This is a genomic window from Demequina salsinemoris (assembly GCF_000974805.1).
Classification (GTDB): Bacteria; Actinomycetota; Actinomycetes; order Actinomycetales; family Demequinaceae; genus Demequina; species Demequina salsinemoris.
In genome coordinates this window covers 1-20,920 of sequence record NZ_BBQZ01000001.1, presented here as the reverse complement: position 1 = coordinate 20,920, position 20,920 = coordinate 1, and the positions used below count along the sequence as shown (strand labels likewise).

21 protein-coding genes are annotated in these 20,920 nt (G+C 68.8%); 12 read left to right on the top strand and 9 right to left on the bottom strand.

Annotated elements, in window-relative coordinates; genetic code table 11:
• Positions 1–361: 361 nt before the first annotated feature.
• The 5 genes from AOP78_RS00100 to AOP78_RS00080 all read left to right on the top strand — a co-directional run bounded on the left by AOP78_RS00100 (position 362) and on the right by AOP78_RS00080 (position 4,068).
• The gene (locus AOP78_RS00100) at positions 362–619 is read left to right on the top strand and encodes a helix-turn-helix domain-containing protein (RefSeq protein ID WP_062200111.1); all 258 of its coding nucleotides are present in this window, start codon (positions 362–364) and stop codon (positions 617–619) included.
• A 433-nt stretch (positions 620–1,052) separates the two neighbouring features.
• Positions 1,053–1,364 (top strand): hypothetical protein, encoded by a 312-nt coding sequence (locus tag AOP78_RS00090; RefSeq protein WP_152659333.1) that lies wholly within the window; start codon positions 1,053–1,055, stop codon positions 1,362–1,364.
• A gap of 295 nt (positions 1,365–1,659) precedes the next feature.
• Positions 1,660–1,866, top strand: coding sequence for a hypothetical protein (locus AOP78_RS14920; protein ID WP_152659332.1), 207 nt, complete (start codon positions 1,660–1,662; stop codon positions 1,864–1,866).
• A 175-nt stretch (positions 1,867–2,041) separates the two neighbouring features.
• On the top strand, positions 2,042–3,373 hold the full coding sequence (locus tag AOP78_RS00085; RefSeq protein ID WP_062200099.1) for a tyrosine-type recombinase/integrase: 1,332 nt from the start codon (positions 2,042–2,044) through the stop codon (positions 3,371–3,373).
• Positions 3,374–3,828: 455 nt separating this feature from the next.
• A complete protein-coding gene (locus AOP78_RS00080) occupies positions 3,829–4,068 on the top strand; it encodes a hypothetical protein (protein ID WP_152659331.1) in 240 nt (79 codons plus the stop codon).
• Positions 4,069–4,344: 276 nt separating this feature from the next.
• Here the strand turns inward: AOP78_RS00080 and AOP78_RS14915 are convergent, their stop codons facing one another.
• The 3 genes from AOP78_RS14915 to AOP78_RS00070 form a co-directional block, all read right to left on the bottom strand.
• Positions 4,345–4,881, bottom strand: coding sequence for a hypothetical protein (locus tag AOP78_RS14915; RefSeq protein WP_152659330.1), 537 nt, complete (start codon positions 4,879–4,881; stop codon positions 4,345–4,347).
• Between the two features lie 613 nt (positions 4,882–5,494).
• Complete coding sequence (locus AOP78_RS00075) at positions 5,495–5,887, bottom strand: FKBP-type peptidyl-prolyl cis-trans isomerase (protein ID WP_062200090.1); 393 nt, start codon at positions 5,885–5,887, stop codon at positions 5,495–5,497.
• A gap of 69 nt (positions 5,888–5,956) precedes the next feature.
• Positions 5,957–7,294: an MFS transporter gene (locus AOP78_RS00070; RefSeq protein ID WP_236685245.1), complete on the bottom strand. Its 1,338-nt coding sequence runs from the start codon at positions 7,292–7,294 to the stop codon at positions 5,957–5,959.
• Positions 7,295–7,459: 165 nt separating this feature from the next.
• Between AOP78_RS00070 and AOP78_RS00065 the strand changes: the two genes are divergently transcribed.
• A complete protein-coding gene (locus AOP78_RS00065; RefSeq protein WP_062200087.1) occupies positions 7,460–7,765 on the top strand; it encodes a hypothetical protein in 306 nt (101 codons plus the stop codon).
• A 57-nt stretch (positions 7,766–7,822) separates the two neighbouring features.
• Here AOP78_RS00065 and AOP78_RS00060 read toward each other — a convergent pair whose 3' ends face one another.
• Positions 7,823–8,482, bottom strand: a complete 660-nt coding sequence (locus AOP78_RS00060) for a class I SAM-dependent methyltransferase (RefSeq protein WP_062200082.1) — start codon at positions 8,480–8,482, stop codon at positions 7,823–7,825.
• 116 nt (positions 8,483–8,598) lie between these two features.
• Between AOP78_RS00060 and AOP78_RS00055 the strand changes: the two genes are divergently transcribed.
• On the top strand, positions 8,599–8,958 hold the full coding sequence (locus AOP78_RS00055; RefSeq protein ID WP_062200078.1) for a RidA family protein: 360 nt from the start codon (positions 8,599–8,601) through the stop codon (positions 8,956–8,958).
• 10 nt (positions 8,959–8,968) lie between these two features.
• Here AOP78_RS00055 and AOP78_RS00050 read toward each other — a convergent pair whose 3' ends face one another.
• The 4 genes from AOP78_RS00050 to AOP78_RS00035 all read right to left on the bottom strand — a co-directional run bounded on the left by AOP78_RS00050 (position 8,969) and on the right by AOP78_RS00035 (position 15,190).
• Entirely contained in the window at positions 8,969–9,526 is a 558-nt protein-coding gene (locus tag AOP78_RS00050) for a DUF5317 family protein (RefSeq protein WP_062200073.1), read from the bottom strand.
• A gap of 2 nt (positions 9,527–9,528) precedes the next feature.
• Positions 9,529–11,493, bottom strand: a complete 1,965-nt coding sequence (locus tag AOP78_RS00045) for a putative bifunctional diguanylate cyclase/phosphodiesterase (protein WP_062200070.1) — start codon at positions 11,491–11,493, stop codon at positions 9,529–9,531.
• Between the two features lie 416 nt (positions 11,494–11,909).
• Positions 11,910–12,533 carry a DUF4190 domain-containing protein gene (locus AOP78_RS00040; protein ID WP_062200066.1) on the bottom strand — a complete coding sequence of 208 codons (624 nt, stop codon included), beginning with the start codon at positions 12,531–12,533 and terminating at the stop codon, positions 11,910–11,912.
• 812 nt (positions 12,534–13,345) lie between these two features.
• On the bottom strand, positions 13,346–15,190 hold the full coding sequence (locus AOP78_RS00035; RefSeq protein ID WP_083979593.1) for a bifunctional copper resistance protein CopD/cytochrome c oxidase assembly protein: 1,845 nt from the start codon (positions 15,188–15,190) through the stop codon (positions 13,346–13,348).
• Between the two features lie 78 nt (positions 15,191–15,268).
• On the opposite strand from AOP78_RS00035, the gene AOP78_RS00030 reads away from it, so the two are divergent.
• The 5 genes from AOP78_RS00030 to cysC are packed head-to-tail and all read left to right on the top strand — an operon-like array spanning position 15,269 to position 20,327.
• On the top strand, positions 15,269–16,045 hold the full coding sequence (locus tag AOP78_RS00030) for a 3'(2'),5'-bisphosphate nucleotidase CysQ (protein ID WP_062200060.1): 777 nt from the start codon (positions 15,269–15,271) through the stop codon (positions 16,043–16,045).
• Entirely contained in the window at positions 16,042–16,950 is a 909-nt protein-coding gene (gene cysD / locus AOP78_RS00025; RefSeq protein WP_062200057.1) for a sulfate adenylyltransferase subunit CysD, read from the top strand. Before AOP78_RS00030 ends, cysD begins: the two co-directional genes overlap by 4 nt.
• Positions 16,950–18,200: a sulfate adenylyltransferase subunit CysN gene (cysN, locus tag AOP78_RS00020; protein ID WP_062200054.1), complete on the top strand. Its 1,251-nt coding sequence runs from the start codon at positions 16,950–16,952 to the stop codon at positions 18,198–18,200. Before cysD ends, cysN begins: the two co-directional genes overlap by 1 nt.
• A gap of 58 nt (positions 18,201–18,258) precedes the next feature.
• Positions 18,259–19,227 carry a sulfite exporter TauE/SafE family protein gene (locus AOP78_RS00015; RefSeq protein ID WP_083979591.1) on the top strand — a complete coding sequence of 323 codons (969 nt, stop codon included), beginning with the start codon at positions 18,259–18,261 and terminating at the stop codon, positions 19,225–19,227.
• Positions 19,224–20,327: an adenylyl-sulfate kinase gene (gene cysC / locus AOP78_RS15395; RefSeq protein ID WP_062200052.1), complete on the top strand. Its 1,104-nt coding sequence runs from the start codon at positions 19,224–19,226 to the stop codon at positions 20,325–20,327. The genes AOP78_RS00015 and cysC overlap by 4 nt, the downstream gene beginning before the upstream one ends.
• 141 nt (positions 20,328–20,468) lie before the next feature.
• On the opposite strand, the gene AOP78_RS00005 is transcribed toward cysC, so the two are convergent.
• A partial coding sequence (locus AOP78_RS00005; protein ID WP_152659329.1) for an SDR family oxidoreductase occupies positions 20,469–20,920 on the bottom strand: 452 nt, incomplete at its 5' end.

The following is a 20,920-nucleotide window of genomic DNA, read 5'->3' as shown; positions in this document are numbered from 1 at the left end:
GAGCGGCAGCCCGCATTCACTACCTGGCGGCACAAGGTGGCGATTTCCGTATTGAGCGACCGGTGCGCGCGCTCCTTGACGCCTTGGCAGAGCACGTCTCTCGACGCGAGCAAACTCGCGAATGGGTAGCGCAGCAGACTCGCCGAGAGCACGTGCCCGAACGGCTCGTGGACCGCGTCGCCAGCACTGTCGTGCTCGCCGCAGCGCCTCCGGCCCCCGCCTTCGGGCAGGGCCGCGTCGGCATGGTTTCGGCTGTCACGCGCTAGAAGCGATCCCTCTCCGAAGCACCTGAGGCGCTAGCGCGCCCGCGCGCCTTGCCGCGCGCCCCTCACACCTGACAGCCGAGTCAGGAACGCCAATTATGAGCAAGGCTCCCGCCTTCGCCCGCACGCCCAACCTTCCCGAAGCCCGCTCCGGGTCAGTGCTGCTGACCCGCGACGAAGCAGCGGTGATCGCGCGCGTCCACGTCGACACGCTCGGTCGCTGGATTGCAGACGGGCGCCTGCCCGTTGTTCGCCTTGGACGGAAGGTGCTCGTCTCTAGCGCCGCCCTCGCGGCGTACATCGAGCGATCGACCACGACCGCGACCAGCGGCCCGCTCGCGGGCCACAAGGGCTAGGGACAGTCGTGTCTGCTTCCGCCTCGTCAACAGGACCTCGCCGCTCGCACACCTTCGCCGATGGAACCACGGTTCCATTTCGTGTCGTCACGGTGTCCACGCCTCACCCGCTACGCCTGATCCCGCACCGGCACCAATCCGACCGTGTCATCGCGTCGGTACCGCCGGGCAAGGAACACGTGCGGGGCCTTGAGGCTCGCTGGCTCTGTTTCATCTACGAACTCGACTGCATTCATCACTCACCAGCCGTCATCATCGAGCGAGCCGACGGGTCCGGACCAATGATCGCTTGCCCCGAATGCAGGGCGGCAGATTGCATCTCTCTCGCGGAGTTGGCCATATCCGAGCCTGCCAAGGAGCAGGAAGCACGCACCAAGTGGCTCAAGAGCCGCCGAGCGCAGGACCTGTAATGGGCCACCGACTCGTAGGCGCTGTGTTCGCCAATTGGGCCCCGTATCTCACCAACGCGCAGGCCCGCGTGCTGCTGTTCATGGCACACCGGGCGCTCGACACAACCGGAGACCGAGGCGAGCCTCCCGGCCTCTACTTCGGGGGCCACGCAGCCATCGCCAAGGCGTGCGGCTACACGAAAGCGAACACGGAGCCGACGCCTCAGAACCTGCGGAGCGTCCGCAAGGTGATGCACGAGCTCATCGAACGCGGCGCTGTGGCACTGGTGCGGGGTGCCCGCTATGGCAACAACGCGTCATACCGCATCCGGCCCGACCCCTGGAGCACCAGCTGAAGGTGCGGGTCCCAGGGGCCACGTGACGTATCCCCTGGGACCCGTCCCTACAACGCCATGCACGTCACCGTACGTAGCCCCTCTGCGTACCCGTGCCGTATCCCCTCTGCGTACCCGCCAGGTAGCCCCATATGAGAAAGACATGAACATTGATGAAAGAACTACTTACTGTCACCTTCCGCGCGAGGCCAGGAGCGCGCGACGGTCGCGCTCAGCTCAACGCCAGCGCGGCACACCTTCCCCTGTGGTCACCGAACTACGGGCCCGGACGAAGGGTCGTGCGAGTCGGAAAAGCGTGTCCGTCACCGATGTCCTGCGCGCCGAACGGCGGGAACGCACGATGAGCTTCTACGACAACAACGTGCCGCACGCGGTCTACGACAACGACCGCGATCCTACGCGACCCGACGCGTCGTTCATCAGCGCGATGCTCCGCCGAATCGATCCTTCAGCACCCGGAATTGTCGACCCTGAAACGGCGACCGACGGGACTGAACAGTGACGACCTGCGATGCAACGTCCGATTTTTCTGTACTGCCCAGGCAGCCCCGCTCCCTCCTGCCTTTCGCACAGAAGGTCCCCAAATATCCAACAGTTGTTGGATTACACGGGGATGGGTTGCGTTCACCCGCGATCCGGGGTGGTTCGCGCGGCCCTCACGCGGCTGAGGTGACCAGGTGAGCGGGCCGACGCGGCGCGCGCGGCGCCGGAGCTTTGGCGCGGTGGAGCAGTTGCCGTCACGACGGTGGCGTGCCCGCTACACCGGCCCCGACGGCAAGTCCAGGTCGGCCCCGCGCACGTTCGCCACCAAGGGCGAGGCCGACCGGTGGCTAACCCTGATCCACGCCGAGCTACTTCGGGGCACGTGGACCGCACCCGAGGCCGCAGATATCACCCTGGCCGACTACACGAGCGCGTGGCTGCGCCAACGCACCCCGCAGCTCAGACCCCGCACCCTCGACCTCTACCGACGCCTCGCCGACCGATGGGTACTCGCACCCGCTGGCGAAGGCCGTCACGCGATATGCCTCGGCCACCTGCCCCTGCGGGCCCTCACCCCAGCACTGATTCGGGAGTGGCACGCCGCCGTCACAACAACCGCTCGTGCCTCCGCGACGGCGCGGGGCGTCACCGAGACCCGACGCTCTCACCCTGCTCGAGCATGGGCACACGCCGCAGGCCTGAACGTCGCACAGACCGGACGGCTCTCCCCCGCGATCGTGACCGCGTGGAAGGCCGCTGGTGCGCCCCGTCCCTCCCGGGTGATCCCTTCCCGGCCCAACGCGGGCCGCACCATCGCCGCGCAGGCCTACCGGCTCCTGCACGCAATCCTGACCACCGCCACGGACGACGAACTGCTGACCGCTAACCCCGCACGCATTCCCGGAGCCGGCCACGTGACCCACCCCGAACGCCTACCGCTGACCCCTGACGAGGTCACCCGCCTGGCCGCCGCGATGCCCGAGCAATACCGCGCCGCCGTACTCGTTGCCGCCTGGTCGGGCCTACGGCCCGGCGAAGTATTCGCTCTCAGACGCCGCGACCTCGAGCTCACCCATGGCCGAATGAACGTCCGTCAGACTCTCGTAGAGCTTGCGGGCCAGCCGGTCGCGTTCGGACCGCCCAAGACCACCGCAGGACGACGCACAGTCGCCCTACCCGCCATCGTCACCGACGCGCTCACCGAGCACCTGGCGCGCCACACCGACCCCAGCCCCGACGCACTCGTGTTCACCACCACTACCGAGCTACCTGTGACCTCCGCGACCCGCTCCTACGCCATGCGAACCGCCCGAACGAACATCGCCCGCCCTGACATCACGTGGCATCACTTGCGCCACACCGGGGCGACCCTCGCGGCTCAAGCCGGAGCAACCCCCGCCGAACTCATGGCCCGCATTGGCCACACCAGCACCCGCGCAGCCCACCTCTACCAACACGCATCTCAAGACCGCGACGCTCAGATCGCAAGTGCGTTGGACAACCTCGCGAGAACTGAGGGCGGTTGAGCTGCAGAACATCCGACCGGACCCGGGCGACCAACGGCCACGAGTAGACCAGCAGAAGACCGCATCTCGCATCGCATACAGGTGCCAGGCACGACGTTCCGCCCGTGGCGAAAAGGCGCGTGATTGTACATCACCTACTGCCATACTTGCTGCACGAGGGACACCGCAAGCGCGATGTTCACTCGTGGTCCGTCGCTACGGGCCGTGTCTCCACCTTGGGCGGAGGCACTCGATTCAACGCGAAAGGAGGTGACACGAATGGAGAACGTATCAACCCAAATAGACCGCTTTCGCGGTCTATGGGTGCGCTGAATAGGCGCCTGTGATCACCACTTTGTGAGTGCAGGCATGGGAATTTAGAAAGGAAGATACCGCGGGGGAATCCACCCCAAACGCACTTCATGGGCGCCTCTAAGCGCACCGACGGTCAGAATATCGCCTCGGTATATGTCGCCATGAAGTTTTTCCACAGTACGACGCCTCGGAGCCTCGGCACAGCGGGGTTCCTCTACTTGTGGACGCACGACCTCCTCACGGCCGTCGTCCTTTTCCTGCTGGCAGTCGGAGCCGAGCCCTTGAGGTATTACTTGATGGGAGTGGCCGACGACCTCAGGTTGCGGTTCGCTGGCGCCTCCAAAAAGGAGCGGCGGGAGAGCGCGCTGAAGATGAGCGGGAACCGCCACAGTCCGCCGTAGCAGGAGGCATAGCGCGGCTCGCGCTCGGCACCCACGGAAGGGAACGAGTCGTCGAATCAGTTACGCGCAGCATCACCGAAGGATTGCAGTGTCGAGCGGGGTGGTCACCGCAGTCCCAGGTACGCTGCATTCATTCCTCAGGCCGATTGCCCCTGCGACTCCACCCTTGAGGAAGCGCGAGCCACCAACACGCCTTGCCGCCCGCCCGCGCGCAGCAGACCCGGTCAGCCAGTGCGGCGCCGTCAACAGCGTCCGTAAACATACAAGTGCGTAGTGCTAGTCACAGTTGTCTGGGCAGTCGTGAATCTCAATCAACGCGGCAGCCGAGCAGAGGGCTCCAGCGGCCGGGCCAAGTCGGGCACACGCCGCTACCGCTGCGGCAGCCTTCACCATGCACTTGGCCATGCAACGACTTATGCCACCTCCAGGCTCCCAACGTGGTGTTCCACCACCAGGATCCGGAATCTGGGCGGGATGCGCAGCCTCCGCGAGCGCGACCCAACGATCTGCGCGACTGGCCTCGTCGATCGAAACAGAGCGGTGACCGGGCAGCTCAATATCGCCGCCATCGATCGTGACTCGGTTGACCCCAAGCGACCGCTGGCTAACAATTACCGTCTCTCCGGACTCCGAGCCGCCTTCCGAGTGGAAGGTCAATGTGGCGACTTCGCCACCATCGGCTTCGACCACCGTAAGCGTGAATAGCGCTATGCCGTTTCGAGCAACATCGATCTGAGCTCCACTGCTCGGGGTATCGAATTGCATCGCGAGGTCATCACCGTATTCGTCAACGACGTCGTCTGCGAACCTCATATTCCCCTACCCCCTCGTAGTGTGGATACGTCAACTGTAGATCCAAGTCCAGGCCCGCGCTCAACTGAAAGTGAGCGGCCTCGCCGACGCTCGCGTGCACCCAGATCCGAACTCTGCTCCGCCAACGCATCGCAACAATGCACGCGCCCGAACGTCAACTCCAACGCTCGATCCACTACAACGCGACTGGGTGCTCCGACCGGCACCGCAGGCTAGATGGCCCACGCCCCCGCACGAGACCGTCGCCCCCAGATGGGACTGTGCCGATCGTTCAAGAGACTCATTTGGATAAGCGCTCGCTGAACGGCCGAAACAACCGCGGCGACACCTAAGCGGACTCCGATGGTCACGCCGAGGGTGCGGCCGATGGCCACATTCGTGGAACAACGTGGAACAACGAACGCCTGACAATGCATTCTCACGCCGCCTCGTGCGGCACGTCCTGCTACCATTACCGCAGGTAATCAGTGGATGGCCCCTGGTAACCGGGATGCGCGGATAGGGCCCAAGGATGATTCCCAAGCTGATAGCGCGGGTTCGATTCCCGTCACCCGCTCCAACGGAAAGGCCCCTCTGACGAGGGGCCTTTCGTCGTTTACGAGGCGTCGCGCCGCTACTTGGCCTCGAGGACGTCGACCGCGAAGACGAGCGTGGAGCCCGCGGGGATCGGACCCATCGGACGGAAGCCGTAGCCGGACTCCGGCGGGACGACGAGCAGCAGCTGCGAGCCCACAGGCTGTCCGACGATGCCGTCGACCCAGCCGTCGATGAGCGCGCCGTACGCGATCGGGAACGAGATGGACTCGCCGCGGTCCCACGACGAGTCGAACTTCGCGCCGTCCCACAGCCAGCCGCTGTAGTGGACGGTGATGTGCTGGCCCTCGACGACGGCAGGGCCCTCGCCCTTCGTGAGCACCTCGACGACGAGGCCCTCGGGCATCTCGGCGCCGGTGAAGTCGACGGAGGGGTTGCCGCTCGCGTCGCGGGTGAGAGTAGGCAGGGACATGGTCGCTCCTTGCGTTCGGGGTGATGCACGGGTCGGTGCGCCGGACGCGTCCGGCCGTTCCGGGCCAGCCTAGGCGGGAATCGCGCCGTGCGGCGCATCGTCCCTGGACCCCCGCATCGTCCTGAAGGCGATCGCGAGGACCACCGCGGCGACCGCCTGGGTGCACGCGACGACGATCGCGAGCCACGTCACGGACACGTCGTACAGCCATCCGGCCATGAGTCCGCCGCCGATCGCCATCACGCCCTGCACCGCGGCGAACACGCCGTAAGCGGTTGCGCGCCGCGGCGCCTCGACGATGTCGGCGACGAGCGCCTTGATCGTCGAGTCCTGCAACCCGAACGCGAATCCCCAGACCAGGACGCCCGCGACGGCGACCGTCAGGGTTCCGCTCATCGCGACCGCCGGGACGATCGCGACCAGCACCGGCACTGCGAACAGCACGCGCGGCCCGATCCGGTCGTAGGACCATCCGATCGCGAGCGCCGCAAGCGCCTCGGCCAGCATGCCGAACGCGTAGATCACGGGAACCGCGGCATCGGACGCGAGCCCCGCGACCACCAGGTGGTAGCCGATGAGCCCGAACGTCACGAGCCCTCCCGTCATGAGCCCGGCCGCGGCGGCGTACCAGAAGAACGCGCGCGGCAGCCCGGCGCCCAGCGCTCGCGCGATCCAGCCCTGCCCGGGCAGGGACGATGCGCGGGTCGCCGGGGCCGCGGACGATGCGGTGGCCGGGTCCTCGGGGGACGACGCTGTCGTCGCCTCGCGCGCATGGGCCGGCTCGGGCGTGTGGGCGCGGGTCGCGAACAGCACGATCATCGCGACGACGCCCGGGACCGCGAGCGCGGCGGGCCCGACCCACAGCATCCCGGTGAACCCGACGACGGCGGCGACGAGGAGCGGGCCGAGGAAGGCGCCTGTCTGGTCGAGCGCCTTGTGGACGCCGAAGCCGCGACCCGTGCCGACCTGGGTCGCCGCGTCGGCGAGCAGCGCCGACTTGGCGGGGCTGCGGATCGCCTTGCCCGTCCGTTCGAGCAGGATGAGCGCGGCCGCGACCGCGAGGCCAGCCGCACCAAGGAACGGCGTGAAGGCGAGCAGCGGTACCGACACGGCGGTGAGCCCGTAGCCGACGATGGTCACCGCCCAATAGCGGCCGGTGCGGTCGGTGAGCGGGCCGGACACGAGTCGCAGCACGAGCGCGATCGCCTCGCCGGCGCCGGTGACGACACCCACGACCACCGCGGTGGCGCCGAGGCTCGCGAGCAGCGGCCCGTAGATCGACCGGGCGCCCTCGTAGACCATGTCGGCGGCGAGGCTCGTGACCCCGAGCATGACGACGACGCGCCACGGAGTCCAGCGCGCGACTCTCGGCGCCGCCGGGTCCGCTCCCTTCTGCGAGGTGCTCACACGCTCACCCTAGGGCGAGGGTGTGACAAGGAAAGGGTGCCGACGCTCGGGCCGCCGCTCCGGTTGCCCGGTCCCGCAGGCTGTGTTCGGCTTGAGGGGAACCCGGCGGGCTGGGGGTCGGCGTTCGGCGCCCACGGGCGACCCCTCTCACGGAAAGGCATACCGATGTCGACTGACCTGAAGACCCACTCCCTCGCCGAGCACCAGCACGGACCGGACTGCGGCCACGTCGCGATCCGCCACGCGGACCACGTCGACTACCTGCACGACGGCCACCTCCATGCCGCGCACGAGGACCACTACGACGACCACGGCGATGTCCCCGTCGCCCACGCCATCTCCGAGCACGAGCATGGGGCCGAGTGCGGTCACGAGGCGATCTGGCACGTCGACCACATGGACTACCTGCACGACGGCCACCGCCACGCCGTCCACGAGGACCACTACGACATCCACGACGACCTGGACTGACGGCTCGATCGGGCCCCCCCGCGGATGATGTCCAGGGCGGGCTCGCTCGCGCCCCAGCTACGCGTCGACGATGGGTGAGACCGCGGGCGCCGTCGCCCGGATGAAGGCCGAGTTCATGACCTTGCCGTCGATCTCGTCCCCGGCCACGGACTCGAAGCCCGCCTCGTGCACGAGGCTCTCGAGCGTCGTCTGGGAGATGTCGTGCTGGCCTCTCCGGTAGGTCTTGAAGCCCTCGGGACGTCGCACGGTCCGCCAGACGCTCTCGAGCACGCGCGCGGCCGAGAGCCCGGTGACGGTCGCGTCGGCGATCACGACCGAGCCTCCCGGCCTCACGATCCGCCGCATCTCCCTGACCACGAGCTCCGGGTCCGGCACGATGTGGAGCAGGTTCACCGCGACGACTCCGTCGGCCTCCCCGTCGGGCAGGCCGGTCGCATAGGCGTCGGCCTCGCGGACCTCGACGTTGGCGAGGTGGGCGAGCTCGACACGAGCCTGCTCGACCATCGGGCCGGAGGCGTCGAGCGCGAGCACGCGGTCGCAGCTCCGCGCGATCCCCCTGGTGTAGATGCCAGTGCCGCACCCGAGCTCGACCACATAGCCGCGCGGCACCGCGCCGGCGACGGCCCTGGACACCGCCCCGACAAGGTCTGCCCCGGCCATGTAGCTGTGCCACTCGTCGTAGTGATCGACGAGCGGACCCCAGACGTCCTTCGGCATCTCAGCGCTCCGTTCACGCCGGCCGTCGGACAGCGGTGATGCTGCTCGACTCCGTCACCTTCGAGCCTACGCCTGCGCCGAGACGCCGAGGTCAGGCAGCCGCGTAGCCTCGTGGCATGATCACGCGACACGCCATCGATCCCAGCGATCCGTCGTATGCGCCCCTCGTCACCGCGGGCGGCTTCACGTTCATCTCCCACCACGGCGGCGACGCCTCGCTGTCGAGCTACGCGGACCAGACCCGCACCGCGCTCGCGGGGCTGCGCGACACGCTCGCGGCGGCGGGGCTCGAGATGAGCGACGTCGTCCAGCTCACCCTGTGGATCCGCGAGTACACCGAGGAGATCGATGCCGCGTGGGACGTGTTCTCCGAGTTCTTCGGCGACACCCCGCCCGCGCGCATGACCGCGACCACGGACTTCGCCGAGCCGGAGCGGCTCGTCATGCTCGACGGGGTGGCGTTCTCGGGCAGGTAGCGGCGAGGCGTCAGGAGGCCGGGGCCACCGACGTGTCGGGCGTCTCGAGCGGCGCCCCGATGCGACGGGACCCGGCCCACGCGGCCACCGCCACTCCGACCACGAGCAGCACGTCGCCCACGGAGAACGTGTTGGCGAGCGGCAGGGGCTCGGGCCACGCGAACACGTCGCCGAGCCACGGCAGGATCGGATCCGCGAGCACGCCGCTGTTGACCGCACCCTCCTCAGGGACGATGCCGGCGGCGGCCTGGGCGGCCGCGCTCGCGGGCAGCACTCCCCCGTTGAGCGCGATCGTGACGCCGTTGGACAGCGCGCCGGCCGCGACGATCACGGCGCCCTTCACGGCGCGGTTCATCCAGAGGAAGACGATCGCCGCCACGTAGGTGAGGATGTGCAGCGCGGGCGCGATCCGCTCGGCGAAGCCGAACGAGAACAGCGCGATCTGCAGCAGCAGGGAGCCCCACACGAGCCACGCCCAGCGCCACCGGTGAAGCACCACGGCCGCGGGCCAGCGGCCAGCGACGAGCGGCGAGAGCACCGCGAGGATCGAGAAGACGAGGACGACCACTGTCAGCTCTCGCGAGGCGACCAGGACGTGCGCTCGGACTCGAGCGCGAGGCGTCGCACGATCTCGTGCGGCGGGACGGGACGGCCCAGGTGGTGACCCTGGCCGATGACCTCGCCCATCTCGCGCAGCAGCTCCGCGGTGCGCTCGTCCTCGATGCCCTCGGCGACGACCCGCAGCCCCAGGTCGAGCGCGAGCTCGACCGTGTAGGCGACGATCGCGTGGTCGTGGCGGTCGGAGTGGATGTTCCCGACGAACGTGCGGTCGACCTTGAGCTCGTCCACCTCGAGGTTCTTGAGGTAGTTCAGCGAGGCGTTGCCCGTCCCGTAGTCGTCGATCGCGACCTCGACGCCGATCGCGCGGATCGCGCGGATCACCACGTCCGCGCGCACGGCGTCCGAGAGGATCCCCGTCTCCGTGATCTCGAGCACGAGCGCCGACGCCGGCACCCCATGCTTGTCGAGCGCGTTCGAGATCTGCTGCGGCAGCGACAGGTCCGACAGGTGCCGCGCGGAGAGGTTGACCGACAGACGCAGGTCGTGACGCACCTTGCGCCACTGGGCGATCTGCGCGAGGGACGTGTCGAGCACGAACGCTGTGAGGGGGAAGATCAGGCCCGAGTTCTCCGCGAGGGGGATGAACTTGTCGGGGCCGACCTTGGCGCGCGCGGGGTGGTCCCAGCGCACGAGCGCCTCGACCGCGACCATCCGGCCGGTGCGCAGGTTCACCTGAGGCTGGTAGACGACCCGGAGCTGGTCGTGCTCGAGCGCCGTGCGCAGCTCGGCGAGCAGCTGGAGCGTCTCGACCGAGTTCACGTCGTGGCGGTAGTCGAAGACGCTGATGCCGTCACGCTCGCGCTTCGCGCGGTACAGCGCGATGTCGGCGTGCTTCATGAGCAGCTCGCTCGTGTGGCCGTGCTCGGGCGCGACCGCGATGCCGGCGCTCGCGCGCACGAGGATCTCGAGTCCCTCGACGAGCACGGGCTCATCGAGCGAGGCGAGCAGGCCGTTGGCCGCGCGCTGGGCAGCGCGCAGGTCGCCGTCGATGACGACCGCGAACTCGTCGCCGCCCAGACGATGCACGACGGAGTCGGGTGCGGCGTCCACCAGGCGCTGGGCGACCTCCTGAAGGATCGTGTCGCCCACCGAGTGACCAAGGGTGTCGTTGATGTCCTTGAAGTGGTCGAGGTCGATCAGCACGAGGCCGGGGCCGGGAAGCTCGTCCTCGCGCGCGGCCTTCAGGGCATGTCGCACGCGGCTCTCCATCGCGCCGCGGTTGCCGAGGCCAGTGAGGGAATCATGCGCGACGGCATGGGCGTGCTTCGCCGACGCAGCCGCGAACATGTGGGCCGCGACGACGGGAGCCGCGAGCAGCACCAATGCGATCGCTCCGTCATCCGCGACCATGGCGGCGATGCCTCCGGTCGGGAGCAGCATGAGATTCGTCGAGATGAAGGTACGGACGTCCTCGCCGGAGCTCAACCTGAAGGGTTGACTCGAGGCGATCGAGACGACGGCAGCCACGAGGACCCAATTGACCGTGACCATGGCAATGCCCGCGACCATCAGAGGCGCTATCTGCGCGGTGCCGACGACCGCGTGGCCCTCGAACAGGGGCACGCCGGCGAGAAGCGCGTAGACCACTCGCGCGACAAAGACGCTGATCGAGTACTGCGCGACGTTGAAGAGGGACTTCTTGACATCGCGACGGTTGACGATGTCGTCGGTGAGGCTTGCCGCAACCTGGGCTACAAGCGCGACGCCGCCCGACACGGCCACGAGCGCCAGCACGAACGGCGTGGACATCGAGAGGCTGCGCGTCTCACCGGGCCCGACCGAGGTATCGATCGGCTTCGCCTCGCCGAGGATGGCCGCGCCGACGAGCATGAGCGTCGGAAGCAGCACCGCACTGTCGAGCGCGTCAAGCCAGGGGGTCCGGATCAGGACGAGCGCAAGGGCGCTCAGGCCCACTGCCCAAACAGCGAAAAGGAAGAGATCAAGGCGTGAAGGCGCCGACGAAGCTGAGATCTCGTCGGCGCCTTCACGCTGCATGGAACTTAGTTCCACTTGACTCCAGCGCCGGCGATGACGGCGACGGCGACGAGGGTGGTGGTGCTCGCGGCGACGCGCGCCACGGTGCTGTTCTGGAGGATGCTCCACTTGTTCATCGGTGACTCCCTTGATCTGGAGTCGACGACAAAGCCCCGGATTTCCGACGTGGGGGACACGCCCTTCCTCCGACGCTCCGGAGCAGTTGCCATCGACCCCGGTTGCTGCGGCCACCGGACTGTAGCCGCGCTGACATACTCCCGCATTCTCGTGCCTGAGACCAGCACTTATGGGATGAAATTTACCTGCTTGTCATACAAAACCCCGCCTTTGTGACATCAGTCACACGCGCCCTCATGGAATCCGTCGGCGCCGACGTAGGCCACGGTCGCGATCTCCCCGCCCTCGTATCCGAGCTGGACGCACCAGTCGGTCCGCGAGGTGCCGGAGAGCTCGACCTCGCGCTCGCCGGCGAGCAGCGCGGAGATCTCGTCGCCGCCGACCGTGTACGACTCGTCGCCCACGGCGATGTCGGGGAGGACCGGATCGGACTCGAGCGCCGTCGCGACCGCGTTGCCGATCGCCGTGACGTCGGCCTGAGCCTGTGCGTCGGCGGTGGCACGATCCAACCCCGGACCGAACGTCGTCATGTAGGCGGCGATCGCGCCGATGGTCACCGCGAGCCCCAGGTATCCGAGGATGGTGCCGGCGATCGCCAAGGTCCGCGGCTGGTCCGGCCGGGACTTCGCGCGCTTCAGCGCCAGGTGTCCCAGCACGATCGCGACCGGGGACAGGAGCAGGATCCCCGTGACGACCGCGCCGACGGAGAGCGGGTCCGCCGCGCCGCCCTTGTCGCCCGCGGCGACCAGCTCAGGCTGCGCGCTGTCGAGATCCGCCTCGCCGACGACGGCCCCGCCGTCGCCCGTGGACGGACCGTCGCCCGTGAACCGCTCGGTGTCCATCGATCCTCCCGCGCCTCGAATGCCCCAAGGCTAGTGGCCGGTCGACCCCGGGGAGCCGGGGGTCGGCGGCGTGTCTGCAACGCTTCCGGGAGCCCGCGCCGTAGCGTGCTCTCAGGCCGCCCTCCGGGGCCGGTCGACGCAAGGCGAAGGCCCCCCGAAATTGGCGTTCGGGGGGCCTTGCCATGGCGTCGAGTTCTCGACAGCCCGGACTCGCCGGACCGCCGACGGCCGTGATTGACGTTGCGGCTTCACCCCCCTGTCTCGAGGGTGACCTCTCAGCCGATGCCAGGGGGTCCGCGTCTCCCTACGCCGTCACCCGCAGTACTCGGCAGACCTGCACGTCCGCAGGCCCCTCCTCGTGGTGGCGACACGTTGTCCCAAGGCATCCGATCCAGGGCCCACCCGCCGATCCCGCGTGCTGTGCGTCCGTCCCGGCCGAGCAGCAACCTCCAGCCCTCGCGACGCGCCGCGGCGCCTCGGGAGAACCGGTGACCCGACCATCGCGAGCGATTCACGAGGAACCGCGCCGACCGAGTCTCGGCGGACCCGCACCAGGCGGATCCCTGACCGGGAAGGAGCCAGGTCGGCACCGGTGGTGAAACCGGTCCCGTGGCCCCCTCGCCGACCAGATCGAGCGGGTGGAACCCCTTCTCGATGGGTACAGTCGTACTCCGGTCGGAGGGCCCATGCAAGGTGAATCGGACACGCATTTTCTTCCACCGTCAGCCCACAGGGTTATCCACATGTGGGTGTGGGAGTTCGCCTTCTGTTCACAGTCCTGTGGAGGAAATCTGTGGATGAAGCGCGTCGCGTCACGAGTCCGCGTCGGACCTCGCGATCCGCTCGAGCATCGCGTTGTACGCCTTGAGCTCGGCATCGTCCGTCCGCTCCTCCTGGCGATCCCGGCGGCGCCCCTCCTTGAGGTCCGACCGGCGCCACGCGACGGCGACACCGATCGCGAGCGCGAGCACCGGGAGCTCACCGATCCCCCACGCGATCTCGCCGCCCCACTGCTGGTCGGTGATCGCGTCGGGCCCCCACGTGCGGCCCATCAGCCCGAACCAGTCGGGCACCAGCAGCACCTCGGACGTCGCGATCGCGACCCCGAAGAACGCGTGGAACGCCATGGTCGCGAACAGCAGCACGAGCCGCAGCGGATAGCCGGGCCGCTTGGGTCCGGGATCGATCCCCACGAGCGCGTTCGCGAAGAAGTACCCCGCGAGCGTGAAGTGGAGCACCATCCACAGGTGTCCGAGATGGTTCGACAGCGCGAACTGGAACAACGGCGAGTAGTAGAAGACGACGAGCGAGCCTGCGAAGTTCACGGCCGCGACGACGGGGTTGGCGAAGAACCCGACCCACCTCGACTCGACGATGCCGCGGACCCACTCGCGCGGGCCTCGCGAGCCGTCGGTGCGCGCGGGCAGGGCGCGCAGCGCAAGGGTCACGGGTGCGGCCAGCGTGAGCGGGATCGGGGCCACCATGACGAGCAGCATGTGCTGCACCATGTGGCCGGAGAAGGTGACCATCCCGTAGATCGAGGGGCCTCCCTGCGTGATCCACAGCATCGTGACGATGCCGACGATCCACGACACGTCGCGATACCAGGGCCAGGCGTCGCCCCGGCGACGCAGCCGCATCGTCCATCTGAGGTAGATGAAGCCCATGGCCACGAGCACCGCGGCCGACAGCGCCTCGAGCCTCCACGTCCCGAACCAGGTCGCGAAGGACGGGGCGGGCGGAAGCTCGTAGCCGGTGAGGAGGAACGCCGGGGTCGGGTCGGCGACGACGACGCTCGGCACCGGCGGAGCGGACGACGCGAGGACCGCGGCGAGCCCCGTGACGATGAGCAGCACGCCCGCATCGACGATCATGACGCGCGCGAAGAGCCTGCGCGTCGGGGCCTCACTCAGACGCGGCAGCGTCGTCCTGCGATGCCAGGCCGCGAGCGCCATCGCGACCCCCATGACGGCGAGCTTGGCGAGCAGCACCCGGCCGTAGGTCGTGGACACCAGGTCGCCGAAACCCGTCATGCGCAGGGCCGCGTTGACGACGCCCGAGGAGACGACCGCCGCCGCGGCCCACGCGGCGATGCGGGACATGCGGCGCGCGACATCCGCCGCATCGTCGTCGAGGACGGGGCCGAGCCACGCGACCGCGGCGACGACGCCGAGCCACAGCGAGGCGCCCACGAGGTGCAGGGCGAGCGCCGAGACCGCGAGGTGGTGGTCGGTCGCGCCCGCGGCGTGGCCGGTGACGGCCTCCCAGCCGATCCCCCACGCGACCGGCGTCATCGCCCAGGCGGCGTGGACGGGGGTCCGCATGAGCGCCGCGGCCATCGATGCGAGCACCGCCGCGATCGCCATCTGGAGGTAGGCCTGACCCAGGTCGATGCGCGTGATGAACTGGCCGAGCGTCGCGCCGTACGCATCGTCGGTGAGCGGCACGAGCGTGATGACGGAGGCCTGCACGAGCAGGTAGCCCACCGCGAGGACAGCCCATGCGATCGACGCGTACCTGGCCAGCGACGCTGCGCGATCGGCGGCCTTCGAGCCCGGGACCGCCACCGTCATCACCGCGACGAGCGAACCGACGGTCAGCGACAGCGCCACGTCCCGCGCGGCCGCGAGGACGGTCACGAGAGACTCCGGGGGCATGGGGAAAGCGTACGCGGGCGCGAGTCTCAGCAGATTCTGCGATTGGCTATTTCCCTACTGACAAGGTAGACAGAGACCATGACCTCACACACCGATGAGTACGCCGCGCTCGCGGCGAGCATCGCCAAGCGCGCGGGTCAGGTGCTCCTCGACGTGCGTGCGAAGGCCACCGCCGACGGCATCACCGGTCGCGATCTCAAGGACCTCGGCGACGCGAGCGCGCAGGAGGCGATCGCCGGCTGGCTCGCCTCCGAGGCGCCCGGCGACGCTGTGCTGAGCGAGGAGGCGAAGGACTCCGCGGCCCGCCTCGACGCGGAGCGCGTGTGGATCATCGACCCGCTGGACGGCACCCGCGAGTACTCCGAGGGTCGCGACGACTGGGCCGTGCACGTCGCGGTCTGGGAGCAGGGCGAGCTGATCGCCGGCGCCGTCGCCATCCCCGGCGAGGACCTCGTGCTCGACTCCGCGACCGTGGCGCCCGCCGCATCGTCCGGCGACGCCAGGCTGAAGCTGGCCGTCAGCCGCTCGCGCCCGCCGGCCATCACCGAGCCCGTGCGCGAGGCGCTCGACGCCGAGCTGCTGCCGATGGGCTCCGCAGGCGTGAAGATCGCCGCGGTGATCCGCGGCCAGGTCGACGCCTACGTCCACGCCGGCGGTCAGTACGAGTGGGATTCGGCGGCCCCGATCGCCGTCGCCCGCGCGGCGGGTCTGCACACCAGCAGGGTGGATGGCACCCCTCTCGCATACAATCGAGCTGATCCCTACCTTCCCGATCTCGTGGTGTGCCGACCGGCTCTCGCCACGCAGATCCTCGAGACCATCGCCGCAGCATCCTCGTCTGGAGACGATTCGTGACCAACCCCACCTACCACCTCAGTGAGCTCGACGCTCTCGAGGCGGAGGCGATCCACATCACGCGCGAGGTCGTCGCGCAGATGGAGCGTCCCGCTCTCCTGTTCTCCGGAGGCAAGGACTCGATCGTGCTGCTGCACATCGCGATCCGCGCCTTCGCGCCCGGCCCGGTGCCGTTCCCCGTGGTCCACATCGACACGGGCCACAACTTCCCCGAGGTGATCGAGTTCCGCGACCGCATGGTCGAGGAGTACGACCTCCAGCTCGTCGTCGGCTCCGTGCAGGAGGCGATCGACAAGGGCACGGTGCGCGAGGAGCCCAACGGCTCGCGCAACCGCATCCAGACGCCGGTCCTGCTCGACACCATCGAGAAGAACCGTTTCGACGCGTGCATGGGCGGCGCCCGACGCGACGAGGAGAAGGCCCGCGCCAAGGAGCGCGTGTTCTCCTTCCGCGACGAGTTCGGCCAGTGGGACCCCCGCAACCAGCGTCCCGAGCTGTGGAACCTGTACAACGGCAAGGTCCACCCTGGCGAGTCGATCCGCGTCTTCCCGCTGTCCAACTGGACCGAGCTCGACATCTGGAGCTACATCGAGTCCCGCGACATCGCGGTGCCGTCGATCTACTTCGCGCACGAGCGCGAGGTCTTCGACCGCAACGGCATGTGGATGGCGGCCAACGAGTTCGCCGTGCCGCGCGAGGGCGACGAGGTCGTCACCAAGATGGTGCGCTACCGCACCGTCGGCGACGCGACGCTGACCGCAGCGGTCGAGTCCGACGCCGACACCCTGGACAAGATCATCGAGGAGACCGCGGCGACGCGCCTCACCGAGCGCGGTGCCACGCGCGGCGACGACCGAGTGTCGGAGGCCGCCATGGAGGACCGCAAGAAGGAGGGCTACTTCTAATGGATATGCTCCGTTTCGCCACCGCCGGCTCCGTCGACGACGGCAAGTCCACCCTCATCGGTCGCCTGCTGTTCGACTCCAAGTCGATCTTCGAGGACCAGCTCGACGCGGTCGAGTCCGCCTCGCAGGCCCGCGGCAACGAGTACACCGACCTCGCGCTGCTGACCGACGGTCTGCGCGCCGAGCGTGAGCAGGGCATCACGATCGATGTCGCCTACCGCTACTTCGCGACCCCCAAGCGCAAGTTCATCATCGCGGACACCCCTGGCCACGCCCAGTACACCCGCAACATGGTGACCGGCGCCTCGACCGCCGACCTCGCGATCATCCTGGTCGACGCCCGCAAGGGCCTGACCGAGCAGTCGCGCCGTCACGCCACGATCGCGACGTTGCTGCGCGTGCCGCACCTGGTGCTCGCGGTCAACAAGATGGACCTCGTGGACTACTCCGAGGAGGTCTTCAACAAGATCTACCAGGAGTTCTCCGACTTCGCGTCGAAGCTCGACGTCACGGACCTCACCGCGATCCCGCTGTCTGCGCTCGTGGGTGACAACGTCGTCGAGCGCTCGGACAAGATGCCGTGGTACCAGGGCACGTCGCTGCTGCACCACCTGGAGCACGTCCACATCGCGTCGGACCGCAACCTCCAGGACGTGCGCTTCCCCGTCCAGTACGTGATCCGGCCGCAGCACTCGAAGGCGCGCGACTACCGCGGCTTCGCGGGCACCGTCGCGTCGGGCGTGATCAAGGTCGGCGACGACATCCTCGCGCTGCCCTCGGGCCTGACCTCGAAGGTCAAGGCCATCGACGGCCCGAACGGCGAGGTCGACGCCGCCTACCCGCCGATGTCGGTGAGCATCCGCCTCGAGGACGAGCTCGACATCTCGCGCGGCGACGTGCTGTGCCGCCCGCAGAACCACGCGAAGCCGACTCAGGACCTCGACCTCACGGTGTGCTGGATGGACGACCACCCGCTGTCCGTGGGCCAGAAGATCGGCCTGCTGCACACGACCCGCTCGGCGCGCGCGATCGTCAAGGAGATCTCCTACGAGCTCGACGTCAACACGCTCCACCGCGAGCAGGGCGTCCACCAGCTCGGCCTCAACAGCATCGGCCGCGTGAAGCTGCGCGTCACGACGCCGCTGATGATCGACGACTACGACGACAACCGCACGACGGGCGCGATGATCCTCATCGACGAGGCCACCAACGGCACCGTCGGCGCGGGAGTCGTACGGACGGCCGGCTGAGCGTGCGCGCCGTGAACGCGGCGCGCCGACTCTCCTTCCCCCACGGAGGGCGACGCTGATGGATCTGTTCTTCGCCGCCCTCGTGGTGGGCGTCGTCGTCGGACTGACCGGCATGGGCGGAGGGGCCCTCATGACCCCGATGCTCGTGCTGGGGTTCGGCGTCTCGCCGCTCACCGCGGTGTCCTCGGACATCGTCGCGAGCACGTTCATGAAGCCCGTGGGGTCGTTCGTCCACATCCGGCGCAAGACCGTCAACTGGCAGCTCGTGAAGCTGCTCACGATCGGTTCGGTGCCCGCCGCGTTCTCCGGCGTCATGCTGGTCCAGATGTTCGGCGAGGACGAGCAGATCCAGGTCTTCGTCAAGCAGGCGCTCGGCGTCGCGCTCATCCTCGCGGCCGCCGGGCTCGGGATGCGCGCCTACATGCGCCTCAGGGAGCGTGCGCAGGCCCGCGACGGCTCCGCCGAGCCCCTTCCGACCGAGCGGCCCGATCCCGAGCCCCGGGTGGCCGCGACCATCATCGTCGGCGTCCTCGGCGGCCTCATGGTCGGCCTGACCTCGGTCGGCTCCGGATCGCTGATCATCATCGCCCTCATGGCGCTGTACCCCACGCTGCGCGCGTCGCAGCTGGTCGGCACCGACCTGGTCCAGGCCGTGCCGCTCGTGTTCGCAGCCGCCGCAGGACACCTGTTCTTCGGAGACGTCGACTGGACGGTCGCCGTGCCCGTGATCCTGGGCTCCGTTCCCGGCGCCTTCATCGGCGCGCAGATCTCATCGAGGGTCGGCGGCGCGCCGATCCGTCGGGCACTCGCCTTCGTCCTGCTGTTCTCCGGCCTGGCGATGCTGAACGTGCCGACCGGCGTCTCGCTCGCGATCGTCGCGGCCGCCGCGCTGCTCACCCCGGTCGTGTGGATCCTGCTGCGCCGCCAGCAGGGCTTCACCCCGTTCTGGTGGCACGAGCGGTTGTCCGAGCACGAGTCGCCCCAGGCGAAGGCGGAGACCGCCGAGCTCGATCGGGAGGACTCGTGACCGAGCACCGGCTCACCGAGCTCGAGCACCACGACATCGAGCTCATGGTCGCCGGGGTCCTTCCGCTGTACCTCTCCCTTCCCGGGGACGATGCGCCCGCGCCGACGCTCTGTCTCCCGTTCTCCCCTGGTTCCGTCGGCGACGAGGTGACGCTCCTCGATCGCGAGGCGACCCCGGTCGCCCGCGTCACCGTCGCCGCCGTCGTTCCTGACGCTCACGGATGGTGGGTCGCGGGCGCCGTGCAGATGCTCCGCCCCCTGCACGCGTTCGCGTATGCGACCCTGCGCCCCGGCGAGGGAACGGCCGTGGACGGGCCCGCGACGCTCTACACGGGTGATGTCGATCCGCTGCCCGAGCCCGATCGCGCGGTGATCGTCGTGGACCACGGCGACCCGCGCGCGCTCGCGCGCGCGGTCACAGTCGCCACCCAGGCCGCAAGTGCGGTCCGCGTGCTTCCCGAGCCGTCCGCGGCTCACCTGGCCGGCGAGGCCCGCGTCTCCCTGTTGGCGTCGCTCGCAAGAGAGGCCTTCGACATCGAGGAGCTCGACGTCGTCGCGTCCGAGCGCTCCGTCGGCGACGGCATGGTCATCCTGCTCACCGGGCTGTCCGGCTCAGGCAAGTCCACGATCGCCAAGGAGCTCGCCGAGCGCCTGCGCGCGACCGTCGAGCAGCACGTCACCCTGCTGGACGGCGACGAGGTCCGCGCGATGCTGTCCAAGGGGCTGGGATTCAACCGCGAGGACCGCCTGCTCAACGTCCAGCGCATCGGCTGGGTGGGCGCGCTCGTCGCCGAGCACGGCGGCATCGCGATCGCCGCCCCGATCGCGCCGTACGAGGAGATGCGCGCCGAGATGCGCGCCCGCGTCGAGAAGGTCGGCCGCTTCGTGCTCATCCACGTCGCCACGCCCCTCGAGGTGTGCGAGGCCCGCGATCGCAAGGGGCTCTACGCGAAGGCGCGCGCCGGCGAGATCAAGGAGTTCACCGGCATCTCGGACCCGTACGACGAGCCGACGAACGCAGACCTCGTGATCACCGAGGACCTCTCGCCCGCCCAGGCGGCGGAGGCGATCATCAGCACGCTTCGGCTCGAGGGTCGCTGACGGGTTCGCGTGCAGCTCCACGCGCATTCTTTGCGTGGCCGCACCGACCCACGGTGACGCTCGACGACACGGAAAGCCTTGCCTCGTGCTGTCGCGACCTCAACCGTCGTCGTGACGCGGAGGTCGATTCACCAACCGCGCTCAGGCGAGTCCGTGGTCAAGGTATCCAGCCAGGCCTTCGCGCCAATCACGGAGCTCGAGACCCGTTGCCTTGACCTTCGCGAGATCCAGGGTCGAGTGCGCCGGTCGGGGCGAGATCAGCTTGTCCGAGCCGGCGAAGTACTCCTCGGTCGTCACGGGGGTGACGGAGGCGGGGTCCGCGCCGACGGCGGCGTAGACGACGGTGGCGATGTCGGCCCACGATGCGGGCTCGCCGGATCCGGTGACGTTGTAGGTGCCGTACGGCGCCTTGCTCTCGACGAGGTGTCGGATCGCGCGCGCTAGGTCGGTGGTGAATGTCAGGCGGCCGATCTGGTCGGACACGACCTTCGGTGCGATGCCACGCTCAGCGAGCGACGCCATCGTGCGCACGAAGTTGTTGCCTTCACCGATGACCCAGGAGGTGCGGAGGATGTAGTGCTTGGGCGCCGTGG

Coding starts and splice junctions, on each gene's coding strand:
- AOP78_RS00100 (WP_062200111.1), top strand. CDS start 362: ATGAGCAAGGCTCCCGCCTTCGCCCGCACGCCCAACCTTCCCGAAGCC.
- AOP78_RS00080 (WP_152659331.1), top strand. CDS start 3,829: ATGAAGTTTTTCCACAGTACGACGCCTCGGAGCCTCGGCACAGCGGGG.
- AOP78_RS14915 (WP_152659330.1), bottom strand. CDS start 4,881: ATGAGGTTCGCAGACGACGTCGTTGACGAATACGGTGATGACCTCGCG.
- AOP78_RS00075 (WP_062200090.1), bottom strand. CDS start 5,887: ATGTCCCTGCCTACTCTCACCCGCGACGCGAGCGGCAACCCCTCCGTC.
- AOP78_RS00065 (WP_062200087.1), top strand. CDS start 7,460: ATGTCGACTGACCTGAAGACCCACTCCCTCGCCGAGCACCAGCACGGA.
- AOP78_RS00060 (WP_062200082.1), bottom strand. CDS start 8,482: ATGCCGAAGGACGTCTGGGGTCCGCTCGTCGATCACTACGACGAGTGG.
- AOP78_RS00055 (WP_062200078.1), top strand. CDS start 8,599: ATGATCACGCGACACGCCATCGATCCCAGCGATCCGTCGTATGCGCCC.
- AOP78_RS00040 (WP_062200066.1), bottom strand. CDS start 12,533: ATGGACACCGAGCGGTTCACGGGCGACGGTCCGTCCACGGGCGACGGC.
- AOP78_RS00035 (WP_083979593.1), bottom strand. CDS start 15,190: ATGCCCCCGGAGTCTCTCGTGACCGTCCTCGCGGCCGCGCGGGACGTG.
- AOP78_RS00030 (WP_062200060.1), top strand. CDS start 15,269: ATGACCTCACACACCGATGAGTACGCCGCGCTCGCGGCGAGCATCGCC.
- cysN (WP_062200054.1), top strand. CDS start 16,950: ATGGATATGCTCCGTTTCGCCACCGCCGGCTCCGTCGACGACGGCAAG.
- AOP78_RS00015 (WP_083979591.1), top strand. CDS start 18,259: ATGGATCTGTTCTTCGCCGCCCTCGTGGTGGGCGTCGTCGTCGGACTG.